Genomic DNA, 24,273 nt, shown 5'->3' with positions numbered 1-24,273 from the left:
GGCACGGTGCCCGTGGCTGCCACAGTAGGGTCGCCGATCGACCGGTGACTGAGTGCCCGCACAGAGTTCCCCGCACGCCACGAGGGGCAGAATGCCACCATGACCGCCGACCTCGAGGAGCTCCGACGACTGCGCCGCGCCCGCAGCCGGATGGACCGCGAGTACGCCGAGCCCCTCGACGTCCCCGCGCTCGCCGCCGGCGCGTTCATGTCGACCGCCCACTTCAGCCGCCGCTTCCGCGAGGCCTACGGCGAGACCCCGTACGCGTACCTGATGACGCGGCGGATCGAACGCGCGCAGGCGCTCCTGCGCGCCGGTGGGCTCAGCGTGACGGACGTCTGCGTGGCCGTCGGCTGTACGAGTCTCGGATCGTTCTCGTCCCGGTTCACCGAGCTCGTCGGGATGACCCCGACGGAGTACCGCGCCGCCGACCACTCGGAGCTCGCCGGGGTGTGGAGCTGCCACACGATGGTCGTCACCAGGCCGATCAGAGCAGTTCTGGAGAAGCGCACCGCCCCGGTGCGGACCTAGTGTCGCCCCCATGACGATCCAGATCAGTGGCGTGCACGTGCTCGCCGACGACATCGACACCGCCGTCGCGTTCTACCGCGACGCGATCGGCTTCTCCGTCCGCAACGAGGTCGAGAACGGCGGGTTCCGCTGGGTGACCCTCGTGAGCGAGACCCACCCGGACCTCGAGCTGGTGCTCTCCGAACCGCACGCCGGCCGGTCCCAGGCGGACGGCGACGCGATCGCGGCGCTCCTGGCGAAGGGGGCGCTGTCGATGCTGCAGCTCCGGGTCACCGACCTCGACGCGGTCTTCGACCGGATCACGGCGAGCGCCGACGCCGAGGTGATGCAGGAGCCCACCGACCAGTTCTGGGGCGTCCGCGACGCCGCCGTGCGCGACCCGGCCGGCAACATGGTCCGGATCGCCCAGGCCTGACGCGGCCGCTCGGCCCCGTCACGCGCCGAGCGCCGCCACCCACACGGCGTGCAGATCATCGGCGGCACCGGGGTGCGCGACGAGGAACGGTGCCCCGACCGGCGGGAACCCGTCGACCGGTCCGTCGGCGGTCATCACGACACCGCCCGCCTCGTGCACGAGCAACACCGCGGCACCGTGGTCGACCGGGTTGAACGCGGACACGCAGCCGCCGATCCCCCGGCCGGCGGCGACCTGCGCGATCGTGAGCGTGCCGGAGCCGAGCACCCGGAGCGTGCAGGAGCGCGCCGCGAGCGCGTCCAGGAACGTCCCGAAGCCCGGCCACGGCAGGTGTCCGTCCAGCTCGGTGCCGACGACCGCGCCGGCGAGCGGCCTCGGGGTGTCGTCGAGCCGGAGCTGCCGGTCCCGGACGGTCGCACCGCGTCCGCGCCGCGCTTCCAGCACCTCGCCGCGCCACGGGTCCGCGACGACACCGACGACGGGCTGCCCGCCACGGGTGAGGCACAGCGACATGCTCGTCCACGGGATCCCGTTCGCCAGGTTCGTCGTGCCGTCGACGGGGTCGAGGTACCACCGGTGCCGGTCGCCCGGCGCCTCGCCGTACTCCTCTCCGGTGAAGCCGTGCGTCGGGAACACCGCGCGCACCCGACCGCGGACGTGCTGCTCGACGAGCCGGTCGACGTCGGTGACGAGGTCCGCTGCGTGCGCCTTCGTCGTCACGGAGCCGACGGGGTGCTCCCGCGTGAACGCGATCACCTCGTGCGCGATCCGGTGTGCCAGGGCCTGTGCGCGCGAGGCCACCTCGGCCTCGGTGGGCTCCCGGCGCGCGTCCGGCCAGCCGTCACGCTCGGCGGCTGCGAGCCCGGCACGCACCGCGGCGAGGTCGTTCGTCGTGATCGAGTCCACCCCGAGGCGCGCGGCCCAGACCGCGGGCTCGACGTCGTCGACCGTCCACACGGACACCTGCAGGCCCAGGTCGTGCGCCGCCCGCACGGTGGCCGGGGTGAGGAACGCCACGTCGAGGTTGAGGGTCGCGGGCGTGAGTTCGACCAGGTCCGCCGGCGTCGGCGGCTCGAGCGACTCCCACGCCAGCCACACGTCGGCGTCCGGCAGGACCGAACGGACCGCGACCATCGCCTCGGGAGCGCCGCACCAGGCCACGGACACCGCGCCGGGGAACGCGGCGACGGTCTCCGCCGCCACGAGCGCGTCCGCCGCCGAGGTCAGGTCGACGAGCAGCGTCGACCGGCACCCGTCCAGGCGCTCCAGCACGGCGTCGAGCCGCGGGATCCGGTCGAGGCCGTTGCCGAGCCGCGCCACGTCGCACCAGGACACGTCCGCGATGCGCCGTGCGTCGCCCCACATCCGCCCGAGGGTCTCGTCGTGCAGGAGCACCGCGACCCCGTCCGCGGTGCGCCGGACGTCGACCTCGACCACGTCGGCGCCGAGCGCCTCGGCGACCGCGACGGCGGGCAGCGTGTTCTCCCGGCGGACCCGCGGCGCACCGCGGTGGGCGACCAGGCGAGGCGGGCGCACGCCGGGCCTCCCGTCCGGTGCGACGGTGACCGCCTGCGCGACCTCCGCGCTCATCGGGTGCCGCCGACCAGGACGCCGGAGCGGTAGACGAGCACGGCACCGAGCCGGACGCCGGTGGTGCTGCCGACCACCGGCGGCGGCCCGGTCACGAAGGAGCGGAGCTCCGCCGTGCCGGCGGTGAGGACGACCTCTGCGAAGTGGCCGCGCATGAGCACCCGCGACACCGTCGCGGTGACCGGGCCGTCGGGGACCAGCGTCACCTCCTCGGGGCGGACCAGGACCTCGTCGCCCGCCGCGGACGACGCGGTGACGGCGGCGAGGAACGGGCCGGACACGGTGCTCGTCGACCCGATGAACGACGCGACGAAGCGTGTCGCCGGAGCCGCGTAGAGGTCGGCGGGTGCCGCGACCTGCTCGATCCGGCCGTCGTGCATCACCGCGATCCGGTCCGAGACGCTGAGCGCCTCGTCCTGGTCGTGCGTGACGATCACGGTCGTGATGCCGAGGCGCTGCTGGATGCGTCGGATCTCGTCGCGCACGCTCACGCGGAGCTTCGCGTCGAGGTTCGACAGCGGCTCGTCGAGGAGCAGCACGTCGGGCTCCTGGACGATCGCCCGGGCGAGCGCGACGCGCTGCTGCTCGCCGCCGGAGATCGCCGTCGGCTTCGAGGTCGCGTGGTGCGTCAGCCCGACGAGGTCGAGCGCCGCTCGCACCCGGTCGGCGATCTGCGGCTTCGGCAGGCGCCGGGTGCGGAGCGGGAAGGCCACGTTCTGCGTCACCGTCATGTGCGGCCACAGCGCGTAGTTCTGGAACACCATCGCGCTCGGACGGCGCTCCGGCCCGAGCGGGGTGACGTCGCGGCCGCCCATGGCGACCGTGCCGCCGTCGACCGCGAGGAAGCCGGCCACCATGCGCAGGGTGGTCGTCTTGCCGCACCCGGACGGGCCGAGGAGCGAGACCAGCTCGCCCTTCGCCACGTCGAGGTCGATGCCCGCGACCACGTCGCGGCCGCCGAGTGTCTTCCGCAGGCCGCGCAGGGCCAGTCCGTCGGTGGTCGGGATGTCGGCCTGGAGGCCCGGTGCGGGTTCCGCGACGAGCGTTGCGTCCGTCATGGGGTCGCCTTTCGTGCTGGTGAGGGTCATCGGAGCTGTCGTGTCATCGGAGCTGTCGGGCCATCGGAGCTGTCGTGTCATCGGAGCTGGAAGCCGTCCGCGAGGCGGCCGCCCATGATGTGCTTCCGGGCGAGCGTCATCAGCACCACCGACGGGATGCTCAGCGCGATCGCGAAGACCGCGGAGACCTGCCGTGGCGAGTTGAGCACGAGGGAGTACATCGCCGTCGGCATCGTCATGTAGGTCGGGGCGCCGACGAGGTACGTGCCCTGGGCCTCGTCGAAGGACGCCAGGAAGGACATCACCGCGGCGACGAGGATCCCCGGCCACGCGATCGGGAACGTGACGCTCCAGAAGGTGCGCCAGCGGGAGGCCCCGGCATCGCGCGCCGCTTCCTCCAGCGACCGCGGCACGGCGGAGAACGCCGCGGCGGGCAGCCACGTCATGAAGACGACGCACCCGAGGACGTGCACGACCAGGATGCCCGTCACGGTGTTCATCAGGCCGAGGGCGGTGAACATCGCGGACATCGTCACGAAGAGCCCCATCTTCGGGAACGCGTTCGTCGCGAACAAGCCGACGAGCACGATCCGCCGGCCCGGGAACTCGATGCGGCTGATCGCCCAGGCCGCCGGCAGGCAGATCACCGCGGCGATGAGGACCGTCAGCGGTGCCAGCACGAGCGAGTTCTGCACCGCGACGCCGAGGGACGGGTCCTCGAAGACGGTCCCCCACCACTGCATGGTCCAGCCGTCCGGCAGCAGGTTCGGGTACGTCCACGACGTCGCGAACGCCCGCGCGGCGAGCCAGAGCAGGGGGCCGGCGATGAACACCGCGAGCACGACCGCGGTCGCCCAGACCAGGGTGGTGCCGGTGAGTCGCTTGATCACGGACGCTCCTTCGTGAGTTCGCCCGCGTTCGACCGGACCGTCGAGCGCAGGTAGAAGACGCTGGCGGCCGCCGCGAACGCGAAGACGATGAACGCCATCGCGGTCGACTGCTGCGGACGGTTGTACGCCTGGAAGTACTTGGAGATGTCGACGCCGAGCATCGTCGGGGCGTTCGGGCCGGTGAAGTACGGCACCGTGAACGACCCGAGGACCCCGATGACGGTGAACGTCACGGCGATCACGATCGGCGTCGTCGCCATCGGCAGGAGCACCTGCCAGACCACCCGCCACGTGCTCGCACCGGCGTCCTTCGCGGCTTCGATGAGGGCGTCCGGCGTGCCCTGCAGCGCACCGGCGATCATCAGCACCGCGAACGGCAGGCTCGTCCAGACGCTGCCGAAGACGACGGCGACCAGCGTGTAGCCCCACACCGGGAAGTCCATCCCGAACTGCGCTGCGACGCTCCGCAGGAAGCCCTGCGCGTCGGTGAACGTCAGGATCGACCAGCTCGCGATGACGACCGGGACGAAGATCGGCACGACGGCCAGGACGCTGAGCGTCTTGCCGACGACACCGCCCCGGAGTCGCAGGATCACCGCGACGACGACCGCCAGCGCGATCGTCAGGCCGGTGGACAGCGCGGTGACGCCGAGCGTCGCGACGAGGTCGCGGAGGAACACGGGGTTGCCGAGCAGCGTGCCGTAGACCGCGAGCGAGAAGCCGTGCACCGTGTCCTGGCCGATGTCCGCGAGCGCCTGGTTCAGCCCGCCGGTGAACCCGACGCTGAAGAGCGCCGCGTTCACCACCGGGACGCCGACGAACAGGACGACCACCAGGACCGGCGCGGCGACGAGGGCGATGCCCTGGATCCGCCGACGGCGGCCGGTCCGCTCCCGGGGTGCGCGCCGACCCGGTTCCGTCGGCGTGCCCTGGACGCGAGCGGGGACGGGCGGGAGGCCCGTGGCGGAGTCGCCACGGGCCTCCCGGTCGGTGACCTGGGTCACTGCGGGACCTTCGCGTCCCACGCCGCGTTCATGTCGGCGGCGAAGTCGCTCTGGAACCCGAGGCGCAGCTTCGACGGGTTCGCGTCGGCGAACTGGTCCGCGACCGACTTCGGCAACGCGTCGAGCGGGATGACCGGGTAGCCGGACACGGCGCTCGCGACGAGCTGCTGGCCCTTCGCGCTGAGGACGAAGTCGGCGAGTTCCTCGGCGGCGGCCTTCTTCGCCGCCGGCTCCGTCTTCGGGATGCCGAGGAAGCTCGCGCTGCCGGTGAACGACGGGTCGGCGATCTGGATCGCCTTCACCGTCTTCGGGATCACCCCGGTCTTCTGCGAGGTGATGAACTGGTCGCTCCACACCGGCGCCATCGAGATCTGACCGCTGCCGAGGAGCTGCACGACCTGGTCGTTCCCGTTCGGGTAGACGCCCTTCTGGTACATCGACGAGCCGAGCTCCTTGAGCTTCGCGAACCCCTCGTCCCACTTCGACTCGAGCGACTTGTCGTAGGTCGTCTGCATCGTCGCCTGGTCGGACGCGGACAGGTACTTCGCCAGGACCGTGGCGACGAAGGACCCGCCGGAGCCGCCCGAGGACGGGGAGTTGTACGCGAACTGGCCCGGGTGCGCCGCGATCCAGGCGAGGAGGTCGTCGAGGGTCTCCGGGGCGTCCGTGACCTTCTTCGAGTCGTAGGCCAGCAGCACGCTCGACGCCCGGTACGGGATCGCGCTGCTGCCGCCCTGCTGCTTCGTCGCCTCGGGGACGCTCTTGAGGTTCGGGATGCTGCTGTCGCTGACCTTCGCCATCAGGCCGGCCTTGCCCGCGGTTGTCACGAAGCCGGCGTCGACCAGGTCGTACGCGACGGACTTGCCGGCCTTGACCGCGGTCGCGAGGTTCGCCTGGGTCTGGGCGTCGTGCTCGCCGTGCAGGTCGATGCTGGTGCTGACATGGATCTTCGGGTCCGCCTTCTCGAAGGCGGGGATGAGCGACTTCTCCCAGAGGTCCTGGACGTTCGTGTCGCCGCTGATGAAGACGGTGAGGTTGACTGTGCCGCTGCTGGAGTCGGCGGCGTTCGAGGCGTTCGCGCTCTGCACGCAGCCCGACAGCGCGACGGTCGCGGCGGCCGCGATCGCGAGGCCGGCGAGGACTCGGGTCTTCACGTCGATGTTCTCCCTGGTTCGTGGGTGGGGTGGTGCGGTGGGGGCCGGTGCGGGAACGTTCCCGCACCGAGGTCGAGTGTGGCGCTGCCCGGTGAACGGCGGGTGCCCCGCCCGTGCCGCCCCGGTGAACGCTGCGCTGCGCGCTGCGCGCTGCGCGCTGCGCGCGCTTCCGCAGTGTGCGAGGTTCCGTACTCGGTGCGACCCTCCGCCCCTCGCACACTGTCCGGAAGCTCGCACGCTCGAACGCCCCCCCCTCGCACCGTGCGAGGTCATCGAGCCATCGGAAGCGCGGCTCGGCGGAGCTTGGCGCGGAACGCGAGCTCGTCCCACAGGTCCGCCCAGCGCAACCGGACCACCGTACGGACGCCGGGCATCGCTCGGAGGCGGTCCTCGCGGTACTTCTCGTCGAGCGCGACCTGCTCGGCGCTCCGGCCGCCGCGCATCGCCGGGTCCCGGTACTTCGCCTCGCCGTCGAACTCGATCACGACGCCGTGCTCCGGGAACCAGAAGTCGACCACGATGTCCGGCATGCCCGACTCCGTGAAGCGGTGTTGCAGCACGGGCGTCGGTGTTCCGTACTCGTCCAGCCGGACCCGCGCGACCGACTCCCCGGCGGAGTCCGACATCGGGTCGGCGAACGCGAGCGACCGGCGGGCTCGACGCCGACCCCTCGTGCTCCGGCGGTCGAGTCCCGCGGACACCGCGTCACGATCCGCGCCGATCCGGAGCAGGTGGTCGAGGGCGACGACCGCGTCCCGGAACGGCAGCGTCATCGCGAGGTCGATCGCCGTCCGGGTGGGATCGGTCATCACGAGTCCGTCCACGTGGAACCGGAGCCGCCCGTCGCTGACCGGGTCGAAGTCCGCGTGCACCACGAACGTCGCGTTGGTGGTGCGCCGGTCCTGCCCGGTCGAGGTGAGGTGGACGCGCTCCGGCCACCGCCCCAGGAACGGCACACCCGTCAGGGCCGCTGCCGACAGGTGCGAGACGTGGTGACCGGTCGGGATGCGATCGATCACGGCCCTGGCGAGGAGGCGGTGCCGCTCCTCGGCGCGGAGGACCGCCCACGCCGCGGCGTCGGCGTACCGCCCGTGCGCGATCCGGACGAGTTCTCCGGCGCGGGCACGCCGACGCAGGGCAGCGGCTTCGTCGGGGCGGGAGTCGTGCGCAGCGAACCACGGGCACGGGGGAACCGGAGGGAACGACATGCGAGCAGCCTGTCGTCGGGCACCCGCCCCGAGGCCTCCCCCGCGCAGGCTGTGGACAGCGCACGACCATCCACAGCCTGGGCCCGTGCGCGCCGCGTCGGGCAGGGCTGCGAGAATAACATCGTGACCGATCGCACCTGGGGCTGGCTCGCAGCCGTCATCGACGTCGTGCTCATCGTGGTGTTCGCCCTCATCGGGCGTTCCTCGCACGGCGAGACGAACTCCGTCGGCGCGCTGTGGACCACGGCGTACCCGTTCCTGGCCGGCTGGGCGATCGCCTACGTCACGAGCGGCGCTTGGGCTCGACCGCTGAAGACCTGGCCGACCGGCATCGTCGCGTGGATCCTGACCGTCTTCGTCGGCATGGCGATCCGGGTCGCGACGGGACAGGGCGTCGTGGACGGCAACCCGCTCCCGATCTCGTTCTTGATCGTCGCCACGATCGTCCTCGGCGTCTTCCTGCTCGGTTGGCGGCTCATCGCCCGCGGTGTCCTGCGCGCCGTGGCCGCACGGAGCGGCACCTCCGCCACCGCCCTCGACGACCCGACGAAGGACGACCCGGCAGCCGATCCGTCGAACAGCGCGGGCGTCACCACGGGCACGTGAACGGCACACGGGGGGCGCAGCCGACGATCCTCGACGTCGCAGCACGAGCCGGGGTGTCGAAGTCGGCGGTGAGCCGTGTGCTGTCGGGCACCGGCCGGTTCTCCGACGAGACCCGCGAGCGCGTCGAACGTGCGGCCGTCGAACTCGGCTACGTCGCGAACGCTATGGCCCGGGGGCTCGTCAGCGGCCGGACCCACACCATCGGCATGCTCGTCCGCGATGCCTCGTCGATGCTCTACACCGCGCTGCACGCCGTCATGGAACGCCGGGCCTCCGAGCTCGGCTACCGCGTCGTCACCACCACCGGGGTCGGACGCGTCGAGGACGAGAAGTCGGCGCTCGCAGCACTGGTGTCGATGCGGGTCGACGGGCTCGTCGTGTGCAGCGGTCTGCTGCCATCGGCCGAGATCGCCGAGTTCGCACCGAGGATCGCGACGGTGGTGGCCGGTCGACCGGAACTCCACCCGGCACTGTCGAGCGTGTACTGCGACGAAGCCGACGGTGGCGCACGGATCGCCGACGCCGTCGCCGACGCCGGCCACCGGAGCGTCGTCGTGCTCACCGTCCCCGTCGACAACGCACTGACGCAGTACGCCAGGTCCCGCGCCATGGTGGGCCGGCTGCGCGAACGCGGCATCGCCACGGTGGACATCGACGCGAGCTTCGTCCGTCTGGCCGACGACATCGCGGCGGACGTGATCGAGACGATGGAGCTCTCCGGCACGACCGTGGTGATGTGCCCGACGGACCGGATGATGCTCGACGTGTGTGACGCCCTCGCGAAGCGCGGCGTCGACGTCCCCGGCGACGTCTCGGTGACCGGGTTCGACGGCGTCTACCCGCTCGCGAACGACTGGATCGGGTTCACGACGCTGCAGCAGCCGGTCGACCGCATCGGCCGCGAGGCGATCGACCTGGTCATCGGCCGCATCGACGACCCGACGCGGCCGGTGGAGCACCGCTCCCTCCGGGGAACCGTCGTCCCCGGCCGGACCCTCCTCCGCCGCGAGCCCCGCTAGCGCCGTCCGACCCGCGAGACCCGCAAGACCGCACGGTCCGCACGGTCCGCACGGCTCCGCGCCCGCAGTCCCGCGTCAGAACAATCCGCCGCGCGACCCGTCCCCGTCGAGCCCGCGGAACATGTCCGACACCAGTGCCTCGATCTGCGGCTCGACGAGCCGCTCGACGGCCTCGGCGATCTGCGCACGGTGGTCGATCAGCGCCAGACACACCGCCGTGCCCGTCGACCGCGCGCACTCGTCGGACAGCTCGATCTCGTGCCGGAGTGCCGCCTTGGCCTGCTCGGACAGCGGCTCGCGCGGCGCGGTGTCCGACGACGCCCCCGTGCCCGCGAGCCCCTCGAGCGTGAAGAGGAACGGCGCCCCGTCCTGCGGCTGCGGGTCGACGTCGAGCCCCTGGAACTCGGGCGACAGCCCCTCGGCAGGCTGGTACCCGGCGTGCCGCTTCCGGGCGTCGGCGCGCTCGAGCTCACGGTGCAGCAACGGCAGGTTCTTCGCCGTGTAGTCGTCCACGGCGTCGTCGATGATCGTCGTGATCCGCCCGATCAGCGCGTGCTGGACGGGGTGCGGCACGTCCGGCCCGAACCCCGCAGCGCTGGCGATCGGCGACCCGGTGCACTTCCGGCAGATGCGCGTGCGCGGTCGGGCGGTCCCGATCTGCCAGCGCGGCAGCCAGCGCAGCCACACGTCGACGGCGTTCCGCACGCGCCCGTCGATGCCGTCCATGCTCCAACGATACGGACAGGAGGCCCGGATCACCCCCGCCTCGACCGGCCAGTTCCCGATCGGGTCACCTCGCACCGTGCGAGGTCGCGTCCCAGCGTGCGAGGTTCCGTACTGCGTGCGAGGCGCCCGGGGTCGCACGGTGTACGGAACCTCGCACACTGCGGCAGCGGCGTCGGCTGCGCCAGCGGCGTCGGCAGCGGCAGCGGCAGCGCTACGCGGGCGGCTCGGTGACGAAGTCGATGAGCTCCTCGACGCGCCCGAGCAGCGCGGGCTCGAGGTCGGCGAACGTCCGGACCTGCCCGAGGATGCGCTGCCAGGCCCTGGCGATGTCGGCCTGCTCGGCGTGCGGCCAGCCGAGCGCCTGGCAGATGCCCTTCTTCCACTCGATCGACCGCGGGATCGTCGGCCACTGCTCGAGTCCCACCCGCGCGGGCTTCACCGACTGCCACACGTCGACGAACGGGTGCCCGACGACGAGCACGTGGGCGCCCCACTTCCCGCGCATCACGGCGTCGGCGAACCGGGACTCCTTCGACCCGGGCACCAGGTGGTCGACGAGCACCCCCACGCGACGGTCCCGGGACGGACGGAACTCGTCGAGCACGTCCGCCAGGTTGTCCACGCCGGAGAGTTCCTCGACGACGACGCCCTCGACCCGGAGGTCGGCACCCCACACCTTCTCGACGAGCTCGGCGTCGTGCTTGCCCTCGACCATGATCCGGCTGGGCAGAGCGACCCGCGCGCGCTGCGACTCGACGGCGAAGGAACCCGAGGCGGTCCGGAGCCGGCCACCGTCGGAGGCCTGGCGGACCGCCGGGGCCGACCCGGGCCTCCAGTCCGCGTGGACGGCAGCAGCACCGGCCCGACCGGCCGCGGCAGACCGCCCGACCGGGGCCTGCGGTCGGCCCAGGGTGACCAGCTCGCCCTCGAGCAGGAACTGCCCGTCGAACGGGAACGCGCGGGTGCGGCCCTTCCAGTCCTCCAGGGAGACGTTGCCGGCTTCGAGCCCGACGACGGCGCCGGCCCAGCCGGAGGCGGGGTCCTCGAGCACCATGTCGCGTTCGAGCGGCACCTGCCGCACCTTCTTCACGCCCTTCGAGCGCCAGTCACCCGAGAGCACGTCACTGCCGTACCGGTCGTCGTCCACCCGCACGAGGGTACTGTCGTCGGGGCCCGGATCGACGGCGACGGGCCGACACCCAACACCCCGATCGGAAGGCACCCCCGTGCGCGCAGCAGTCATCCACGCCCCTCGCGACATCCGCGTCGAGGACCTCGACCAGCCGTCGCTCATCAGCCAGCGGGACGCCGTCGTCAAGGTCGCCGCCGCCTGCGTGTGCGGGTCGGACCTCTGGCCGTACCGCGGCGTCACCGAGACGAAGCACGCGCGCCCGATCGGCCACGAGATGGTGGGCGAGGTCACGGCCGTCGGCTCCGAGGTCACCGGCATCGCGGTCGGCGACTTCGTGATCTCCCCGTTCACGATGAACGAGGGCACGTGCCAGGCGTGCCGCAACGGCATGACCTCCGGGTGCGAGCACCTCTCCGGGTTCGGCGGGAAGGACGCCTACGGGGACCCGGTCGGCGGCGCGCAGGCGGAGTACGTCCGCGTCCCGGACGCCTCGGCGACCCTGGTCGTCGTCCCCGGGCCGGTCGACCCCGCGCTCGTGCCGTCCCTGCTGACGCTGTCCGACGTGTTCTCCACCGGGCACCACGCCGCGGTGTCGGCGGGTGTCGGGCCGGGCAAGACCGTGGTCGTCGTCGGTGACGGCGCCGTCGGGCTCTGCGCGGTGCTCGCCGCGAAGCGCCTCGGTGCGGAGCGCATCATCGCCATGAGCCGGCACGCGGACCGACAGGCGCTGGCACGCGAGTTCGGTGCGACCGACATCGTCGAGACCCGCGGGTCCGAGGGCGTCCAGGCCGTGCGCGACCTGCTCGACGGGGACCTGGCGGACTGCGCGGTCGAGGCCGTCGGCACCGAGCAGAGCATGGACCAGGCGCTGCACGTTGTGCGGCCCGGTGGCGCGCTCGGCTTCGTCGGGGTCCCGCACGGGGTGCCGACCATCGGGATGCGGTACCTCTTCGACACGAACATCACGGTCGGCGGCGGCATGGCCCCGGCCCGCGCGTACATCCCGGAGCTGCTCCCCGACGTGCTGTCGGGTGCGATCGACCCGGGGAAGGTGTTCGACCTGGAGCTGCCGCTCGACGAGGCCGCCGAGGCCTACGCCGCGATGGACGAGCGCCGCGCCATCAAGGTGCTGCTGCGCCCGTAAGGACCCATCACGCCCGCTGTGGGAAGTGGGTTCGCGCGTGGGGGGTCGAAACTTCCGACCCCTCACGCGCGATTCGACCACCTACGCGCGATCCGACCCCCCACGCGCGGAACGCCCCCGTGTTTCGCGGAGCGGAACGCGTGTTTCGGAACTGTGAACAAACCTTTCAGTAAAGAAGGTTGTCCGTTACAGTCCTCGACATGACCACACGAGGACGCACCCCCGGGCAGCCCGCCCTGCTGCGCGTGCTCAACGACCGCGCCGCCCTCGGCATGCTCCTCGACGACGGCCCGATGACCCGCAACGAGATCGCCCAGCGCACCGGCCTGAGCAAGCCGACCGCCGCCGAGATCATCCGCCGCCTCGAGGCAGCAGGGCTCATCCACGAGGCCGGCACCGAGACGCAGACCGGCCGCCGCGGCCCGAGCGCCGTCGTGTACGAGGCGACGACCGACCGGGACCTCGCCGTCGCGGTGGACGTGCAGCTCGTCGACGTCCGCTCCACCGTGGTGGACGCCACCGGCCGCACCTACCCCGTTGCCGAGCACCGGATGAGCGACGCCGAGGTCCGCGCCCCCGGTGAGGACATCGTCGCCGCCGCGGTCGGCCGCGCCGCAGCGGCAGCCGGCGTCGACCCGGACCTGGTCACCGCCGTCGCCGTGGGCGTGCAGGCGTCCGTCGACCACGCCACCGACACCCTGATCTTCACCGACGGGCTCCCCGGCTGGCCGCGCGACCAGGTGTCGGCGACGCTGTCGAAGGCACTCGGCGTGCAGGTCGTCGTCGAGAACGACGCGAACCTCGCCGCGATCGCCGAGCGGAACATGGGCGCCGGACGCGCGCTCGGCTCCTTCGCCGTGCTGTGGATGGCGGAGGGCCTCGGCATGGCCCTCGACCTCGACGGCCGCCTGCACGCCGGGGCTTCCGGCGCCGCCGGTGAGATCGGCTACCTGAGCGTGCCCGCCGACGCGCTCCCCCTCGACCCGACGGCGACGATCGTCGCGGACCTCATCTCCGAGACCGCGATCACCGCGCTCGCTGCCGAACACGGGGTCACCGCACCGGACGGCACCGCTGCCGACTGGCGCCAGGTGCTCCCGCAGCTGCCCGGACTCCCCGAGCAGCACCCCTTCACGACCGCCCTCGGCGAGCGCGTCGGGCACAACGTGCTCCCCGCCCTCGCCGTCGCCGATCCCGAGACGGTCGTCCTGCACGGCCCGACCGGGATCGCGGGCGGTCCCGCCCTGGCCGCCGCCGTGACCGCCTGGCTCCGGACCCGCTCCCGCTGGTCCACCGCCGTGGTGGCACCCGGTGTCCCCGACACACCCGTCCTGCACGGCGCACGCCACGTCCTCATCGACGTCGTGCGCACCGCGCTCGCGGACCGGCTCGACCGCATCAGTGACGATGCGACCGAACCGGATCCGGTCCAGCGCGCCTGAGCCAGCACCAACCGCCAGCTCCACCACTCCCGCACCACTCGAGGCACCACCCAGCCCTGCCAGAGGGCTCTTCGGCGCGCCCGGAACCGGCGCCGCACTGCTGTGCGGCGTCCACCGGTCGCGCCGGAGCGAGACCAGAGAGCGAGTCATCCCGTGTCACTCCCCCGCACCCACCTCAGGCGGATCATCGCCGCCACCGCCGTCGCCGCGACCGGCGCCCTCGTCGTCGCCGGCTGCAGCTCCGGCAGCAGCGCCTCGTCGATCGACGCGAGCGCCCCGAAGGACCTCAAGGGCACGGTGTCCCTGTGGCACTTCTTCACCGGCCGCGAGGCGAGCGTCGTCAAGAAGGCCGTCGCCGGCTTCGAGAAGGCCAACCCCGACGTCACGGTCGACATCCACGCCGGACAGGACGACGAGAAGCTCCAGAAGGCGATCTCGTCCGGGCAGAACATCGACGTGGGCCTGTCGTACTCCACCGCCATCGTGGGCAGCTTCTGCTCTTCCGGTGCCTTCCGCGACCTGTCGCCGTACATCAAGCGCGACAAGGTCGACCTGTCCGACATCCCCAAGGCCGTGCAGGGCTACACCGAGTACAAGGGCACGCGCTGCACGCTCCCCGCCCTCGCCGACGTCAGTGCGCTGATGTACAACAAGCCGGCCATGCAGGCCGCCGGCATCACCTCGCCGCCGAAGACGCTCGACGAGCTCGAGGCCGACGCGCTGAAGATGACGACGTACAACGCGGACGGCTCGATCAAGCAGCTCGGGTTCAACCCGCTCATCGACTTCTACGAGAACTCGCCCGAGCACTGGGCGCCGATGATCGACGGCACCTGGCTGGACAGCAAGGGCAACAGCGAGATCGGCACCTCGGCCGCCTGGAAGAAGCTCATCCAGTGGCAGAAGGGCTTCGTCGACGAGATCGGTTACGACAAGCTCAAGGCGTTCACGTCCGGGCTCGGGCAGGAGTTCGCCGCGGACAACGCGTTCCAGACCGGTCAGGTCGCGATGCAGATCGACGGTGAGTACCGCACGGCGTTCATCAAGGACCAGAAGCCGGACCTCGACTACGGCACCGCGCCGACCCCGGTGATGGACGGGCTCGGCAACTACGGCTCGACGTACATCGCCGGCAACGTCGCGGGCATCGCGAAGGGCTCGAAGAACCCGGAGCTCGCGTGGGCGCTGCTGAAGTACCTGTCGACGAACACCGACGCGCAGGTCACGATGGGCAACGGGCTGAAGAACATCCCGACGCTCACGTCGGCGCTGCGGTCCCCCGACCTCGAGGTCGACGCGAACTACAAGACCTTCGTCGACGTCGCCGGGAACAAGGACACGATGACCTCGCCCGCCACGGCGGACGGTGCCGCCTACATCGGCACCTTCACGAAGTTCTGGCAGGCGTACCAGGAGAACGGCGGCGACCTCGACGCCAAGCTGAAGAAGCTGGACTCCGACATCGACAACGCGAACCAGCTGGCGGGTCCGTGATGAGCGTCCCGACCAAGACCGCCTCCGGCCGGGAGGCTCGGCTCGGCCGTTCCTCCCGGCCGGCGGGCCCGACGGGGTCGGGTCCGGAGGCCGCCACGGCTCCGCCCCGCCGGCGCCGCTCCGCCGAGTCCCGCCGCCGGCTCGTCGCGTTGACGATGCTGGCCCCGGCACTGCTGGGTCTGGTGGTGTTCTTCGCCTACCCACTGGTGGCGAGCATCTTCTACTCGTTCACGCGGTACAACCAGTTGCAGGAGCCGCAGTTCGTCGGCCTGCTGAACTACCGGTTCCTGTTCACGCAGGACCCGCAGATCTGGCCCGCCGTCGTCAACACCGCGTGGTTCGTCGTCATCCTGGTGCCCGTCCGGATCGTCTGCGGGCTCCTCGTCGCCGGGCTGCTCAGCCGGGCGAAGACCGCGACGGGGTTCTGGCGGACGCTGTTCTACCTGCCCGCCCTGGTCCCGCCGGTCGCGAGTGTCGTCGCCTTCGTGTTCCTGTTCAACCCCGGCACCGGCCCGGTGAACCAGATCCTCAGGCTGTTCGGGATCGACGGGCCGCTGTGGTTCAACGACCCGGCGTGGTCGAAGCCGTCGCTCGTGATCATGGGCGTCTGGGTGATGGGCGACATCATGATCATCTTCCTGGCGTCGCTCCTCGACGTGCCACGCGACCTGTACGAGGCCGCCTCGCTCGACGGGGCGAACGGCGTGCAGCAGGTGCGGCACATCACCCTGCCGACGATCGCACCGGTGATCGGGTTCGCTGCCGTCACGGGGGTGATCGCGGCCCTGCAGTACTTCACCGAGGCCGCGGTCGCGTCCGGGGTGGCGTCGGGCAAGGCGACCATCGGCGGTGGGACGGCCGCGCAGCTCGGCTACCCGGGCACGTCGCTCCTCACCTACACCGAGCTGCTCTACCAGCACGGGTTCGCGAACTTCCAGTTCGGGTACGCGTCCGCGATGGCCGTCGTGCTGTTCGTGGTCACCGCGATCGTGCTCGTGTTCACCATGCGCCGGATCTCCGTCTTCCGACCCGAGGAGTCCTGATGACCGCCGTCTCCCAGTCCCCCCTCGCCCGGGCTCCCCGCGGAGCGGCACCCCGGACGGGGAAGCCCCGTCGCAGCCTGCTGCTCTGGATCGCCGAACACGCCGCGCTCGTCGCGCTCGGGGTCCTGACGCTCGCGCCGATCGTCTTCGTCGTCCTGACGTCGCTCATGTCGAGCAACCAGGCACTGACGGCGTCGATCATCCCGAAGCCGTTCGACTTCTCGAACTACGCCAGGGTGTTCAGCGAACTGCCGCTCGCGCAGTGGTTCGGCAACTCCGCGCTCTACGCCGTGCTCGCGACCGCGTTCATGCTCCTGAGCTCGGTACCCGCCGCGTACGCGCTGGCGCAGATCAAGTTCAAGGGCGCGAACCTGGTCTTCACGGTGATCATCGTCGCGATGCTCCTGCCCCCGCAGGTCACCGCGGTGCCGGTCTACGTGATGTGGTCGCACCTGCACCTGACCGGCACGCTCTGGCCGCTGATCCTGCCGAACCTGCTCGGGGACGCGTTCAGCATCTTCCTGCTCCGGCAGTTCTTCATGACGATCCCGAAGGAGTACGGCGACGCCGCCCGGATGGACGGCTGCAGCGAGTGGGGCGTCCTCATGCGGGTCGTCGTCCCGATGGCCAGGCCCGGCATCGCGTCCGCGGCGATCTTCATGTTCTTCAACTCGTGGAACGACTACTACGGCCCGCTCCTCTACGCGTCCGAGAACCAGGCCGCCTGGCCGGTCGCGTACGGACTCGCGACGTTCCGCGGCCAACACGGCACCGACTGGTCGATGACGATGGCGATGACCGTCGTCGTCATGGTCCCCGTCGTCGTCATCTTCTTCTTCGCACAGAAGGCATTCGTCGAGGGCATCGCGCTCACCGGCGTGAAGGGATAAGCACCACAGTGAAACTCGCAGTCATCGGTGGCGGTTCCACCTACACCCCCGAACTCGTGGACGGCTTCGCCCGGCTCCGCGACCAGCTCCCCATCGACGAACTCTGGCTCGTCGACCCCGACCCCGTCCGCCGCGAACTCGTCGGCGGCGTCGCGAAGCGGATGTTCCCGCACGCCGGCCACCCGGGCACCGTGCACGTCACCGACGACGTCGTCGCCGGGGTCAGCGACGCCGACGCCGTGATGTTCCAGCTCCGGATCGGCGGGCAGGCCGCGCGGCAGCAGGACGAGACCTGGCCGCACGAGGCCTGCTGCATCGGACAGGAGACCACCGGTCCGGGCGGGTTCGCCAAGGCGCTCCGCACCGTGCCCGTGGTCCTGGAGTACGCCGAACTGGTCCGGCGGCACGCGAAGCCGGACGCCTGGATCGTCGACTTCACGAACCCGGTCGGCATCGTCACCCGGGCACTGCTCGAGGCCGGGCACCGCGCCGTCGGGCTCTGCAACGTGGCAATTGGTTTCCAGCGCCGGTTCGCGAAGGAGTTCCAGGTCGCCCCGTCGTCGGTCCGGCTGGACCACGTCGGGCTGAACCACCTGACGTGGGAGCGCGGCGTCCACGTCACCGGAGCGGACGGCTCGACCCGGGACGTGCTCGACGACCTGCTCGGCGGGGACGCACTGGACCGCACCGCCGAGAGCGTGCACATGCACCCGGACCTGCTGCGCCTGCAGCACGCGATCCCGTCGTACTACCTGCGCTACTTCTACAGCCACGACATCGTGCTCGAGGAGCAACTCCACGAGCCCACCCGAGCCGAGGCCGTGATGGCGACCGAGCGGGCACTGCTCGCGAAGTACGCCGACGAGTCCGTGGTCACGAAGCCCGCCGAGCTCGAGCAGCGCGGCGGTGCGTACTACTCCGAGGCCGCGATCGACGTGCTGTCCTCGATCCTCGGGGACCGCGGGGACGTGCAGGTGCTCAACGTCCGGAACGACGGCACCTTCCCGTTCCTCCCCGACGACCACGTCATCGAGGTCCCGGCCCGGGTCACCCGTCAGGCGATCACCCCGCTGCCGGTCGCCCCGCTCGACGCGGACATGGTCGGGCTCGTCGCGCACGTCGCCGGCTACGAGCGGCTCGCGCTCGACGCGGCCGTGCACGGCGGCCGTGACCGTGTGCTCCGTGCGATGTGGGCGCACCCCCTCGTCGGACAGGTGGACAAGGCCGAGAAGCTCACCGACCTGCTGCTGGCCGCGAACGCGGAACACCTGCCGTGGACGCGATCGGAGCAGGTGCCGTGGGCGGGCTGAGCCGGAGCGGCGGGGCGGGGGTGACCCCGGCCTCCAGGCCGACGGGCGACACGACGGACGCGAGCGGCACGGCGGACGCGACCGGCACTGCGGACGCGCGCCGCGTCCCGGACGTGGTGCTCGCCGTGGACGGCGGCGGCAGCAAGACCGACGTCGTCGCGATCGCCCTCGACGGCACCCTCGTCGGGCACGCACGCGGACCGGGCTCGAACCCGCAGACCCGCGGGTGGGAGCTCGCCGGCCCGATCCTCGACGACGTCCGCGGGCGGGTGGTCCGCGCCCTCGACGGCGCGCGCGTCATGACCACGCACGTGTACCTCGCGGGGCTCGACCTGCCGGACGAGATCACCGCGGCCACCGCGGCACTGCAGCACTGGGAGCGGGACGGCGGGGCGCCGGACGTCCTCGACAACGACCTGTTCGCGCTGCTGCGGGCGGGGACGCTGTCGCCGGACGCCGCCGCGGTGGTCTGCGGGACCGGCATCAACGCGCTCGCGGTGCGGGCCGACGGTGCGACCTCGCGGTTCCCCGCGATCGGGGACGTCTCGGGCGACTGGGGCGGTGGGGCGTACCTCGGCAACCGGGCGCTGTGGCACGCGGCGCGGGCGGACGACGGACGCGGGCCGGCGACGGCGCTGGTGTCCGCGGTCCCGGCGGCCCTCGGGCTCGGCACCGTCCGCGAGGTCACCGAGGCCGTCCACTTCGGCCGCCTGGACCAGAGCGTGTTCAACCGGCTCTGCCCGGTGCTGTTCGAGGTCGCGGCCACGGGTGACCCGGTCGCCGCCGGGGTCGTCGCGCGCCAGGCGGAGGAGATCGTGCTGCTCGCGTCGGTCGCGCTCGGGCGGCTCGGCCTCGGGGGTGCTGGGTCGGCGGTTCCCGTCGTCCTCGGCGGTGGCGTGCTCGCTGCCCGGCACCCGCTGCTCGTCGACGCGGTCGTCGGCGGGTTGGCCGCTCGCGTGCCGGGGGCGGTGCCCACGTGGGTGACCGCTCCCCCGGTGCTCGGGGCGGGGCTCGCGGCGCTGGAGTCCGTCGGCGCGGAGCCCGCAGCGCTCGAGCGCTACCGGGCCGCGGTCCGCTCGAGGTCCTTCGCGTCGACGACGGCGCTGATCGCGTAGCGGCGCCGGCGGGGCGGCCCGCCGGAGGCGGGCGGGCGGCGGCGGGCTGGCGGCGGGTGGCCTGCCGGAGGCGGGCCCGCCCGGAGGCGCCCCTCGCCGGCCGAGGCGCCTCCGGCCGGCCGAGACGCCTCCGAATCCGGCGGCGTCTCGGCAACTCGGGGGCGCCGCGCGCAGAACGGGGCGCCAGCAGCCCAGCCGCCCGCGCCCCCGCGCCTCGGCCACCCACCAGGCGCCCCGCCCCGGCCCGGGCGGCCTGCTGGCCCGCCGGGCGGCGCCGGGCCGGCCCGAAGGCGCCCCTCGCCGACCGAGACGCCTCCGGCCGGCCGAGACGCCGCCGAATCCGGCGGCGTCTCGGCAACTCGGGGGCGCCGCGCGCAGAACGAGGCGCCAGCAGCCCCGCCGCCCGCGCCCCGCCCGCGCCCGCGCCCAGCCAGCCCGCGCCCAGCCCGCCTACGCCCGCGCCCCGCCCCGCCCCAGCTACACCCGCGCCCCCGCCCGCGCCAACATCCCCAGCGTGTCGACCACCCGGTTCGAGAAGCCCCACTCGTTGTCGTACCAGGCGACGACCTTCACGTGCCGCCCACCGTCGACCCGGGTGAGCAGCGAGTCGAACACGCTCGACTCGCTCCGCCCGGTGATGTCCGTCGACACGATCGGGTCCGCCGTGTACGCCAGCACCCCGGCGAGCGGCCCGGCAGCAGCGGCCCGGTACGCCTCGTTCACCTGGTCCACGGTGACGTCCCGCGCGACGACGGTGTTGAGCTCGACGATCGACCCGACGGGCACCGGCACCCGGATCGCGTCCCCGGACAACTTGCCGTCGAGCCGCGGGAGCACCAGCCCGATCGCCTTCGCGGCACCGGTCGTGGTCGGCACGATGTTCACGCCGGCCGCGCGGGCACGACGCAGGTCGCGGTGCGGTCCGTCCTGCAGGTTCTGCTCCTGCGTGTACGCGTGCACGGTCGTCATGAACCCGTGCTCGATCTCCGCCAGGTCGTCGAGCACCGACGCCAGCGGCGCGAGGGCGTTCGTCGTGCAGCTCGCGTTGCTGATCACGGTGTGCGCCGCCGGGTCGAAGGTGTCCGAGTTCACGCCGTAGGCGATCGTCGCGTCCGCCCCGGTCGCGGGGGCGCTGATCAGCACCCGCTCCGCACCGGCGGTCAGGTGCGCCGCCGCCGCGTCCCTGGCCGTGAACCGGCCGGTGGACTCCAGGACGACCTCGACGCCGAGGTCACCCCACGGCAGGTCCGCGGGCTCGCGGGAGGCGAGCACGCGGATCCGGCGCCCGCCGACCACCAGGGTGTCGCCGTCCACCTCGACGGTGCCGTCGAACGGCCCGAGTGCCGAGTCGTACTGGAACAGGTGGGCGAGGGTCTCCGGCGCGGTCAGGTCGTTGACGGCGACGACCTCGAGGTCGTCACCACCGCGGGCGAGCAGTGCGCGGAGGGTGTTGCGGCCGATGCGGCCGAATCCGTTGATCCCGATGCGGGTCATGGGGGTTCCTTTCGTTCCGGAGTCCATGCTCATCGGCCTGGAGGCCCGGCTCCAGTGGCAGGGAAGCCAGCGTCCGGAAGGATCTCGCCACCATGGCCGCCCCGGTCCGCCCGGTCAGTCCTGGAACGTGCGCCGGTACTCCGTGGGCGAGGTCCCGAGGACCCGCCGGAAGTGGGTCCGGAGGTTGGCGTCCGTCCCGAGCCCGGCACGCGCCGCGACCTGGTCCACCCCGAGGTCCGTGCGCTCCAGCAGCTCGCGCGCCAGGTCGACCCGTGCCCGCAGCACCCACTGCATCGGCGTGTACCCGGTGTCGGCGAGGAAGCGCCGCGAGAACGTCCGCGACGACACCGTGGCGTTCCGGGCGAGCACCTCGAGCGTCAGCGGCTCGGCGAGGTGCCGGAGCGCCCACTCCCGGGTCTCCGCGAACACGTCGCCGAGGGGCTCCGGCACGCTGCGCGGGACGTACTGCGCCTGCCCGCCGCTCCGGTACGGCGCGCTGACCAGCCGTCGGGCCACGTGGTTCGACAGCGCCACCCCGTGGTCCCGCCGCACCAGGTGCAGGCACAGGTCGATCCCGCTCGCGGCGCCGGCGCTCGTCAGGACCGATCCGGCGTCCACGAAGAGCACGTTCTCGTCGACCTCGACCGCCGGGTACCGCTCGCGCAGGACCCGCGTGTAGTGCCAGTGCGTCGTCGCCCGGCGACCGTCGAGCAGCCCCGCCGCGGCGAGTGCGAACGCCCCGGTGGAGATCGCCGCGATCCGCGTCCCGCGCTCGTGCGCCCGCACCAGGGCCGCGACGACGGGGTCCGGCGGCGGGGTGTCGGCGGGGTACCGGTAGCCGGGGACGAACACCGTGTCCGCCCAGTCGAACGCCTCGAGGCCGTGGTCGACGGCGTACGCCAGACCGTCGCCACCGGTGACCCGACCGGCACGCGGTCCGCAGACCCGGACCTCGTAGGGCATGCTCGGCCGGTTCGAGAACACCTGCGCCGGGATCCCGACGTCGAGCGGCTTCGCACCGTCGAGCACGAGCACCGCGACCCGGTGGAGGCGAGGGGACACCATGCCCCGACGCTAGCCGACCCGGCGCCGCGTGCCGTCCTCAGGCGTCGCGGATCGCGAGCACCCGGTGCGGCGCGGCCGCTTCGGCCCGCCATCCGCCGGGCAGCGCCTGGTGCAGCTCCGGCAGCGTGAAGCTCCGCCGGATCGAGCGCAGGCCGTCCACCCGGACGAAGGTCCCTGCCGCCACCAGTGCCGAGCCGAGCGCGTACGCCCGGTAGGCAGCGGGCGATCGCCGGATGTCCGAGTGCAGGCTCCGCGTCGTGGCGAGCCGCTCGGAGTCGGCCAGGAACCCCGCGCGCTCCTCGTCCCCGAGGTGATGCAGCACGTGGTTCGAGACCACGACGTCGAAGCGCTCGCCGGCGGCCACCAGGTCACCGCTCGACTGCTCGCGGAAGGTCACACCACGCGGTGTCGACCGGGTCGCCGCCGCGATCGCGCGCGGGTCGGGGTCGACGCCGACGACCTCGATGTCGAAGCCGTCACTCGCCGCCCAGCGCACCAGCGCGCGAGCGAGGTCACCACCGCCGCAACCGAGGTCGAGCACGCGTCCTCGGCCGTGCACCGGCAGCGCCGGCACGACGTGGGTCCGCCACGCGGCCCGCCACCCGCTCACGAGCGAGTTCACGACGGCGAACCGCCGGAACGTGCGCGCGAGCGCGCGCGGGTCGCAGTCGGGGTCGTCCATGAGTTCGCGCAGCTCCAGGTCGCGGGTGCGCAGGTCGACCGCCGGGAGGCCGGGCTCGGCCCCGTCACGTCGGCTCACCGGTACTCCACGGCCAGCTCCGGCACGGTGCTCGACTCGGCGACGGTCGTCCCGACCGCGGTGAGCCGGGCGCTCTCGACGGTGAGGCCCGGTCCGAAGGCCAGTGCGACCACGGGCGTCCCGTCCTCGATGCCGGCGTCCAGGGCGTCGCGCAGCACGAACAGCACCGTGGCGCTCGACATGTTGCCGTGGTCCCGCAGGACGGCGCGGCTGCTCGTCATCGCGTGCTCCGGCAGCCCGAGGGCGTCCTCGGTGCGGTCCAGGATCGCTCGTCCGCCCGGGTGCACGGCCCAGATCGGGACGTCCGCGGCGGGTCCGGACAGCAGCGGCGCGACGGCCTCGGCCACAGTGGCGCCGACGAGCTTCGGGACGGCGGTGCTGAGCACCATCTCGAAGCCCTCGTCGCCGATGTTCCAGGCCATCTCGGAGGCCCCCTCGGGGACCACGGTGGTCGCGAACCGGTCGAGCCGGAGCCCGGGGCCGTCGGCGGTGACCACCGCAGCGGCGGCGCCGTCCCCGAAGACGCTGTTCGCGACGATCTGGTCCGGGTCGTCCGAGGCGCGGACGTGCAGCGTGCAGAGCTCGGCGCAGACGACGAGCACGACCGCCGTCGGGTCGGCCTCGGCGAAGGCGGCGGCGATGCGGAGGGCCGGGAAGGCGGCGAAGCAGCCCATGAAGCCGACGTGCTGGCGGAACACCGTTCGGCGCAGCCCGAGCTGCTCGACGATCGCCAGGTCCGGGCCGGGCTGGGTGAACCCCGTGCACGACACGGTCACCACGTGCGTGACCTCGGCCGGGTCCACGCCGGATCGTTCCAGGGCGTCCCGCGCGGAGGCGACGAACAGCGGCGGCGCGAGCTCGCGGTACCGGTCGTTCCGGGTCCCCGTCGACGGCGAGTGCAGGCGGCCGTCGGCGTCCCGGAACGCACCGGGCGCACCGGCGGGATCGAGGTCAGTCAGGACGGTGTGCCGGTACGCGACCGCCGAGGCGTCGAACGCCGCCGGGACGATGCGCCGGCCCAGCCGTCCGAGGTCGGGTTGCGCCGTGAAGAGGTCGCGCACGGCGGACTGGTCGAGCGTCGTCGGAGGGACGGCGGTACCGATGGCGCGGATCGTTGCGGACACGCCTCATCCTGTCACCGGGCCGTGGACCCGTCCCCAGGAACGACGGGAGGCACGGTGCG

At 72.6% G+C, this 24,273-nt stretch carries 23 protein-coding genes; 11 read left to right on the top strand and 12 right to left on the bottom strand.

The annotated features are described in order from the left end of the window. The first annotated feature begins 99 nt into the window (after positions 1-99). Entirely contained in the window at positions 100-531 is a 432-nt protein-coding gene (locus tag ACIPJY_RS16450) for a helix-turn-helix transcriptional regulator (RefSeq protein ID WP_400463010.1), read from the top strand. 10 nt (positions 532-541) lie between these two features. After that, complete coding sequence (locus tag ACIPJY_RS16445; RefSeq protein WP_400463013.1) at positions 542-946, top strand: VOC family protein; 405 nt, start codon at positions 542-544, stop codon at positions 944-946. A gap of 18 nt (positions 947-964) precedes the next feature. On the opposite strand, the gene ACIPJY_RS16440 is transcribed toward ACIPJY_RS16445, so the two are convergent. From ACIPJY_RS16440 to ACIPJY_RS16415, 6 genes are all read right to left on the bottom strand, one after another. Continuing rightward, entirely contained in the window at positions 965-2,536 is a 1,572-nt protein-coding gene (locus ACIPJY_RS16440) for an inositol monophosphatase family protein (RefSeq protein ID WP_400463016.1), read from the bottom strand. Continuing rightward, positions 2,533-3,594 (bottom strand): ABC transporter ATP-binding protein, encoded by a 1,062-nt coding sequence (locus tag ACIPJY_RS16435; RefSeq protein WP_400463018.1) that lies wholly within the window; start codon positions 3,592-3,594, stop codon positions 2,533-2,535. Before ACIPJY_RS16435 ends, ACIPJY_RS16440 begins: the two co-directional genes overlap by 4 nt. 77 nt (positions 3,595-3,671) lie before the next feature. Beyond that, positions 3,672-4,484 (bottom strand): ABC transporter permease, encoded by an 813-nt coding sequence (locus tag ACIPJY_RS16430; protein ID WP_400463020.1) that lies wholly within the window; start codon positions 4,482-4,484, stop codon positions 3,672-3,674. Further along, positions 4,481-5,488, bottom strand: coding sequence for an ABC transporter permease (locus tag ACIPJY_RS16425; protein WP_400463023.1), 1,008 nt, complete (start codon positions 5,486-5,488; stop codon positions 4,481-4,483). Before ACIPJY_RS16425 ends, ACIPJY_RS16430 begins: the two co-directional genes overlap by 4 nt. Continuing rightward, positions 5,485-6,642, bottom strand: a complete 1,158-nt coding sequence (locus ACIPJY_RS16420) for an extracellular solute-binding protein (protein WP_400463025.1) — start codon at positions 6,640-6,642, stop codon at positions 5,485-5,487. The genes ACIPJY_RS16425 and ACIPJY_RS16420 overlap by 4 nt, the downstream gene beginning before the upstream one ends. A gap of 269 nt (positions 6,643-6,911) precedes the next feature. Beyond that, positions 6,912-7,850: a hypothetical protein gene (locus tag ACIPJY_RS16415; protein ID WP_400463027.1), complete on the bottom strand. Its 939-nt coding sequence runs from the start codon at positions 7,848-7,850 to the stop codon at positions 6,912-6,914. Between the two features lie 123 nt (positions 7,851-7,973). Here ACIPJY_RS16415 and ACIPJY_RS16410 point away from each other — a divergent pair, with 123 nt between their 5' ends. Further along, positions 7,974-8,456 carry a DUF3054 domain-containing protein gene (locus ACIPJY_RS16410; RefSeq protein WP_400463029.1) on the top strand — a complete coding sequence of 161 codons (483 nt, stop codon included), beginning with the start codon at positions 7,974-7,976 and terminating at the stop codon, positions 8,454-8,456. Then, entirely contained in the window at positions 8,453-9,475 is a 1,023-nt protein-coding gene (locus ACIPJY_RS16405) for a LacI family DNA-binding transcriptional regulator (RefSeq protein ID WP_400463032.1), read from the top strand. Before ACIPJY_RS16410 ends, ACIPJY_RS16405 begins: the two co-directional genes overlap by 4 nt. 75 nt (positions 9,476-9,550) lie before the next feature. On the opposite strand, the gene ACIPJY_RS16400 is transcribed toward ACIPJY_RS16405, so the two are convergent. After that, positions 9,551-10,201, bottom strand: a complete 651-nt coding sequence (locus ACIPJY_RS16400) for a spermidine/putrescine ABC transporter substrate-binding protein (RefSeq protein ID WP_400463035.1) — start codon at positions 10,199-10,201, stop codon at positions 9,551-9,553. 211 nt (positions 10,202-10,412) lie between these two features. Further along, positions 10,413-11,348, bottom strand: coding sequence for a DUF3097 domain-containing protein (locus tag ACIPJY_RS16395; protein ID WP_400463038.1), 936 nt, complete (start codon positions 11,346-11,348; stop codon positions 10,413-10,415). A gap of 79 nt (positions 11,349-11,427) precedes the next feature. Here ACIPJY_RS16395 and ACIPJY_RS16390 point away from each other — a divergent pair, with 79 nt between their 5' ends. The 7 genes from ACIPJY_RS16390 to ACIPJY_RS16360 all read left to right on the top strand — a co-directional run bounded on the left by ACIPJY_RS16390 (position 11,428) and on the right by ACIPJY_RS16360 (position 19,771). Continuing rightward, positions 11,428-12,477, top strand: coding sequence for a zinc-binding dehydrogenase (locus ACIPJY_RS16390; RefSeq protein ID WP_400463041.1), 1,050 nt, complete (start codon positions 11,428-11,430; stop codon positions 12,475-12,477). 200 nt (positions 12,478-12,677) lie between these two features. Continuing rightward, positions 12,678-13,919 carry an ROK family protein gene (locus ACIPJY_RS16385; protein ID WP_400463044.1) on the top strand — a complete coding sequence of 414 codons (1,242 nt, stop codon included), beginning with the start codon at positions 12,678-12,680 and terminating at the stop codon, positions 13,917-13,919. A gap of 153 nt (positions 13,920-14,072) precedes the next feature. Continuing rightward, positions 14,073-15,413 carry an extracellular solute-binding protein gene (locus tag ACIPJY_RS16380; protein WP_400463047.1) on the top strand — a complete coding sequence of 447 codons (1,341 nt, stop codon included), beginning with the start codon at positions 14,073-14,075 and terminating at the stop codon, positions 15,411-15,413. Continuing rightward, positions 15,413-16,456: a carbohydrate ABC transporter permease gene (locus tag ACIPJY_RS16375; RefSeq protein WP_400463050.1), complete on the top strand. Its 1,044-nt coding sequence runs from the start codon at positions 15,413-15,415 to the stop codon at positions 16,454-16,456. Before ACIPJY_RS16380 ends, ACIPJY_RS16375 begins: the two co-directional genes overlap by 1 nt. Beyond that, positions 16,456-17,346, top strand: coding sequence for a carbohydrate ABC transporter permease (locus ACIPJY_RS16370; protein WP_400463053.1), 891 nt, complete (start codon positions 16,456-16,458; stop codon positions 17,344-17,346). Before ACIPJY_RS16375 ends, ACIPJY_RS16370 begins: the two co-directional genes overlap by 1 nt. 8 nt (positions 17,347-17,354) lie before the next feature. Next, entirely contained in the window at positions 17,355-18,656 is a 1,302-nt protein-coding gene (locus tag ACIPJY_RS16365) for a 6-phospho-beta-glucosidase (protein ID WP_400463056.1), read from the top strand. Further along, positions 18,644-19,771 (top strand): N-acetylglucosamine kinase, encoded by a 1,128-nt coding sequence (locus tag ACIPJY_RS16360; protein WP_400463059.1) that lies wholly within the window; start codon positions 18,644-18,646, stop codon positions 19,769-19,771. The genes ACIPJY_RS16365 and ACIPJY_RS16360 overlap by 13 nt, the downstream gene beginning before the upstream one ends. Positions 19,772-20,248: 477 nt before the next feature. On the opposite strand, the gene gap is transcribed toward ACIPJY_RS16360, so the two are convergent. From gap to ACIPJY_RS16340, 4 genes are all read right to left on the bottom strand, one after another. After that, complete coding sequence (gene gap / locus ACIPJY_RS16355) at positions 20,249-21,265, bottom strand: type I glyceraldehyde-3-phosphate dehydrogenase (protein ID WP_400465872.1); 1,017 nt, start codon at positions 21,263-21,265, stop codon at positions 20,249-20,251. Between the two features lie 114 nt (positions 21,266-21,379). Beyond that, positions 21,380-22,330, bottom strand: a complete 951-nt coding sequence (locus tag ACIPJY_RS16350; protein WP_400465869.1) for a GlxA family transcriptional regulator — start codon at positions 22,328-22,330, stop codon at positions 21,380-21,382. Between the two features lie 37 nt (positions 22,331-22,367). Then, on the bottom strand, positions 22,368-23,090 hold the full coding sequence (locus tag ACIPJY_RS16345) for a methyltransferase domain-containing protein (protein ID WP_400465866.1): 723 nt from the start codon (positions 23,088-23,090) through the stop codon (positions 22,368-22,370). Next, complete coding sequence (locus ACIPJY_RS16340; RefSeq protein ID WP_400465863.1) at positions 23,087-24,214, bottom strand: type III polyketide synthase; 1,128 nt, start codon at positions 24,212-24,214, stop codon at positions 23,087-23,089. The genes ACIPJY_RS16345 and ACIPJY_RS16340 overlap by 4 nt, the downstream gene beginning before the upstream one ends. Positions 24,215-24,273: the final 59 nt, after the last annotated feature.

It is taken from the genome of Curtobacterium sp. NPDC090223 (assembly GCF_044746585.1).
GTDB lineage: Bacteria > Actinomycetota > Actinomycetes > Actinomycetales > Microbacteriaceae > Curtobacterium.
Note: the sequence above shows the minus strand (reverse complement) of the source record. Positions and strands in the feature narration are given on the sequence as shown.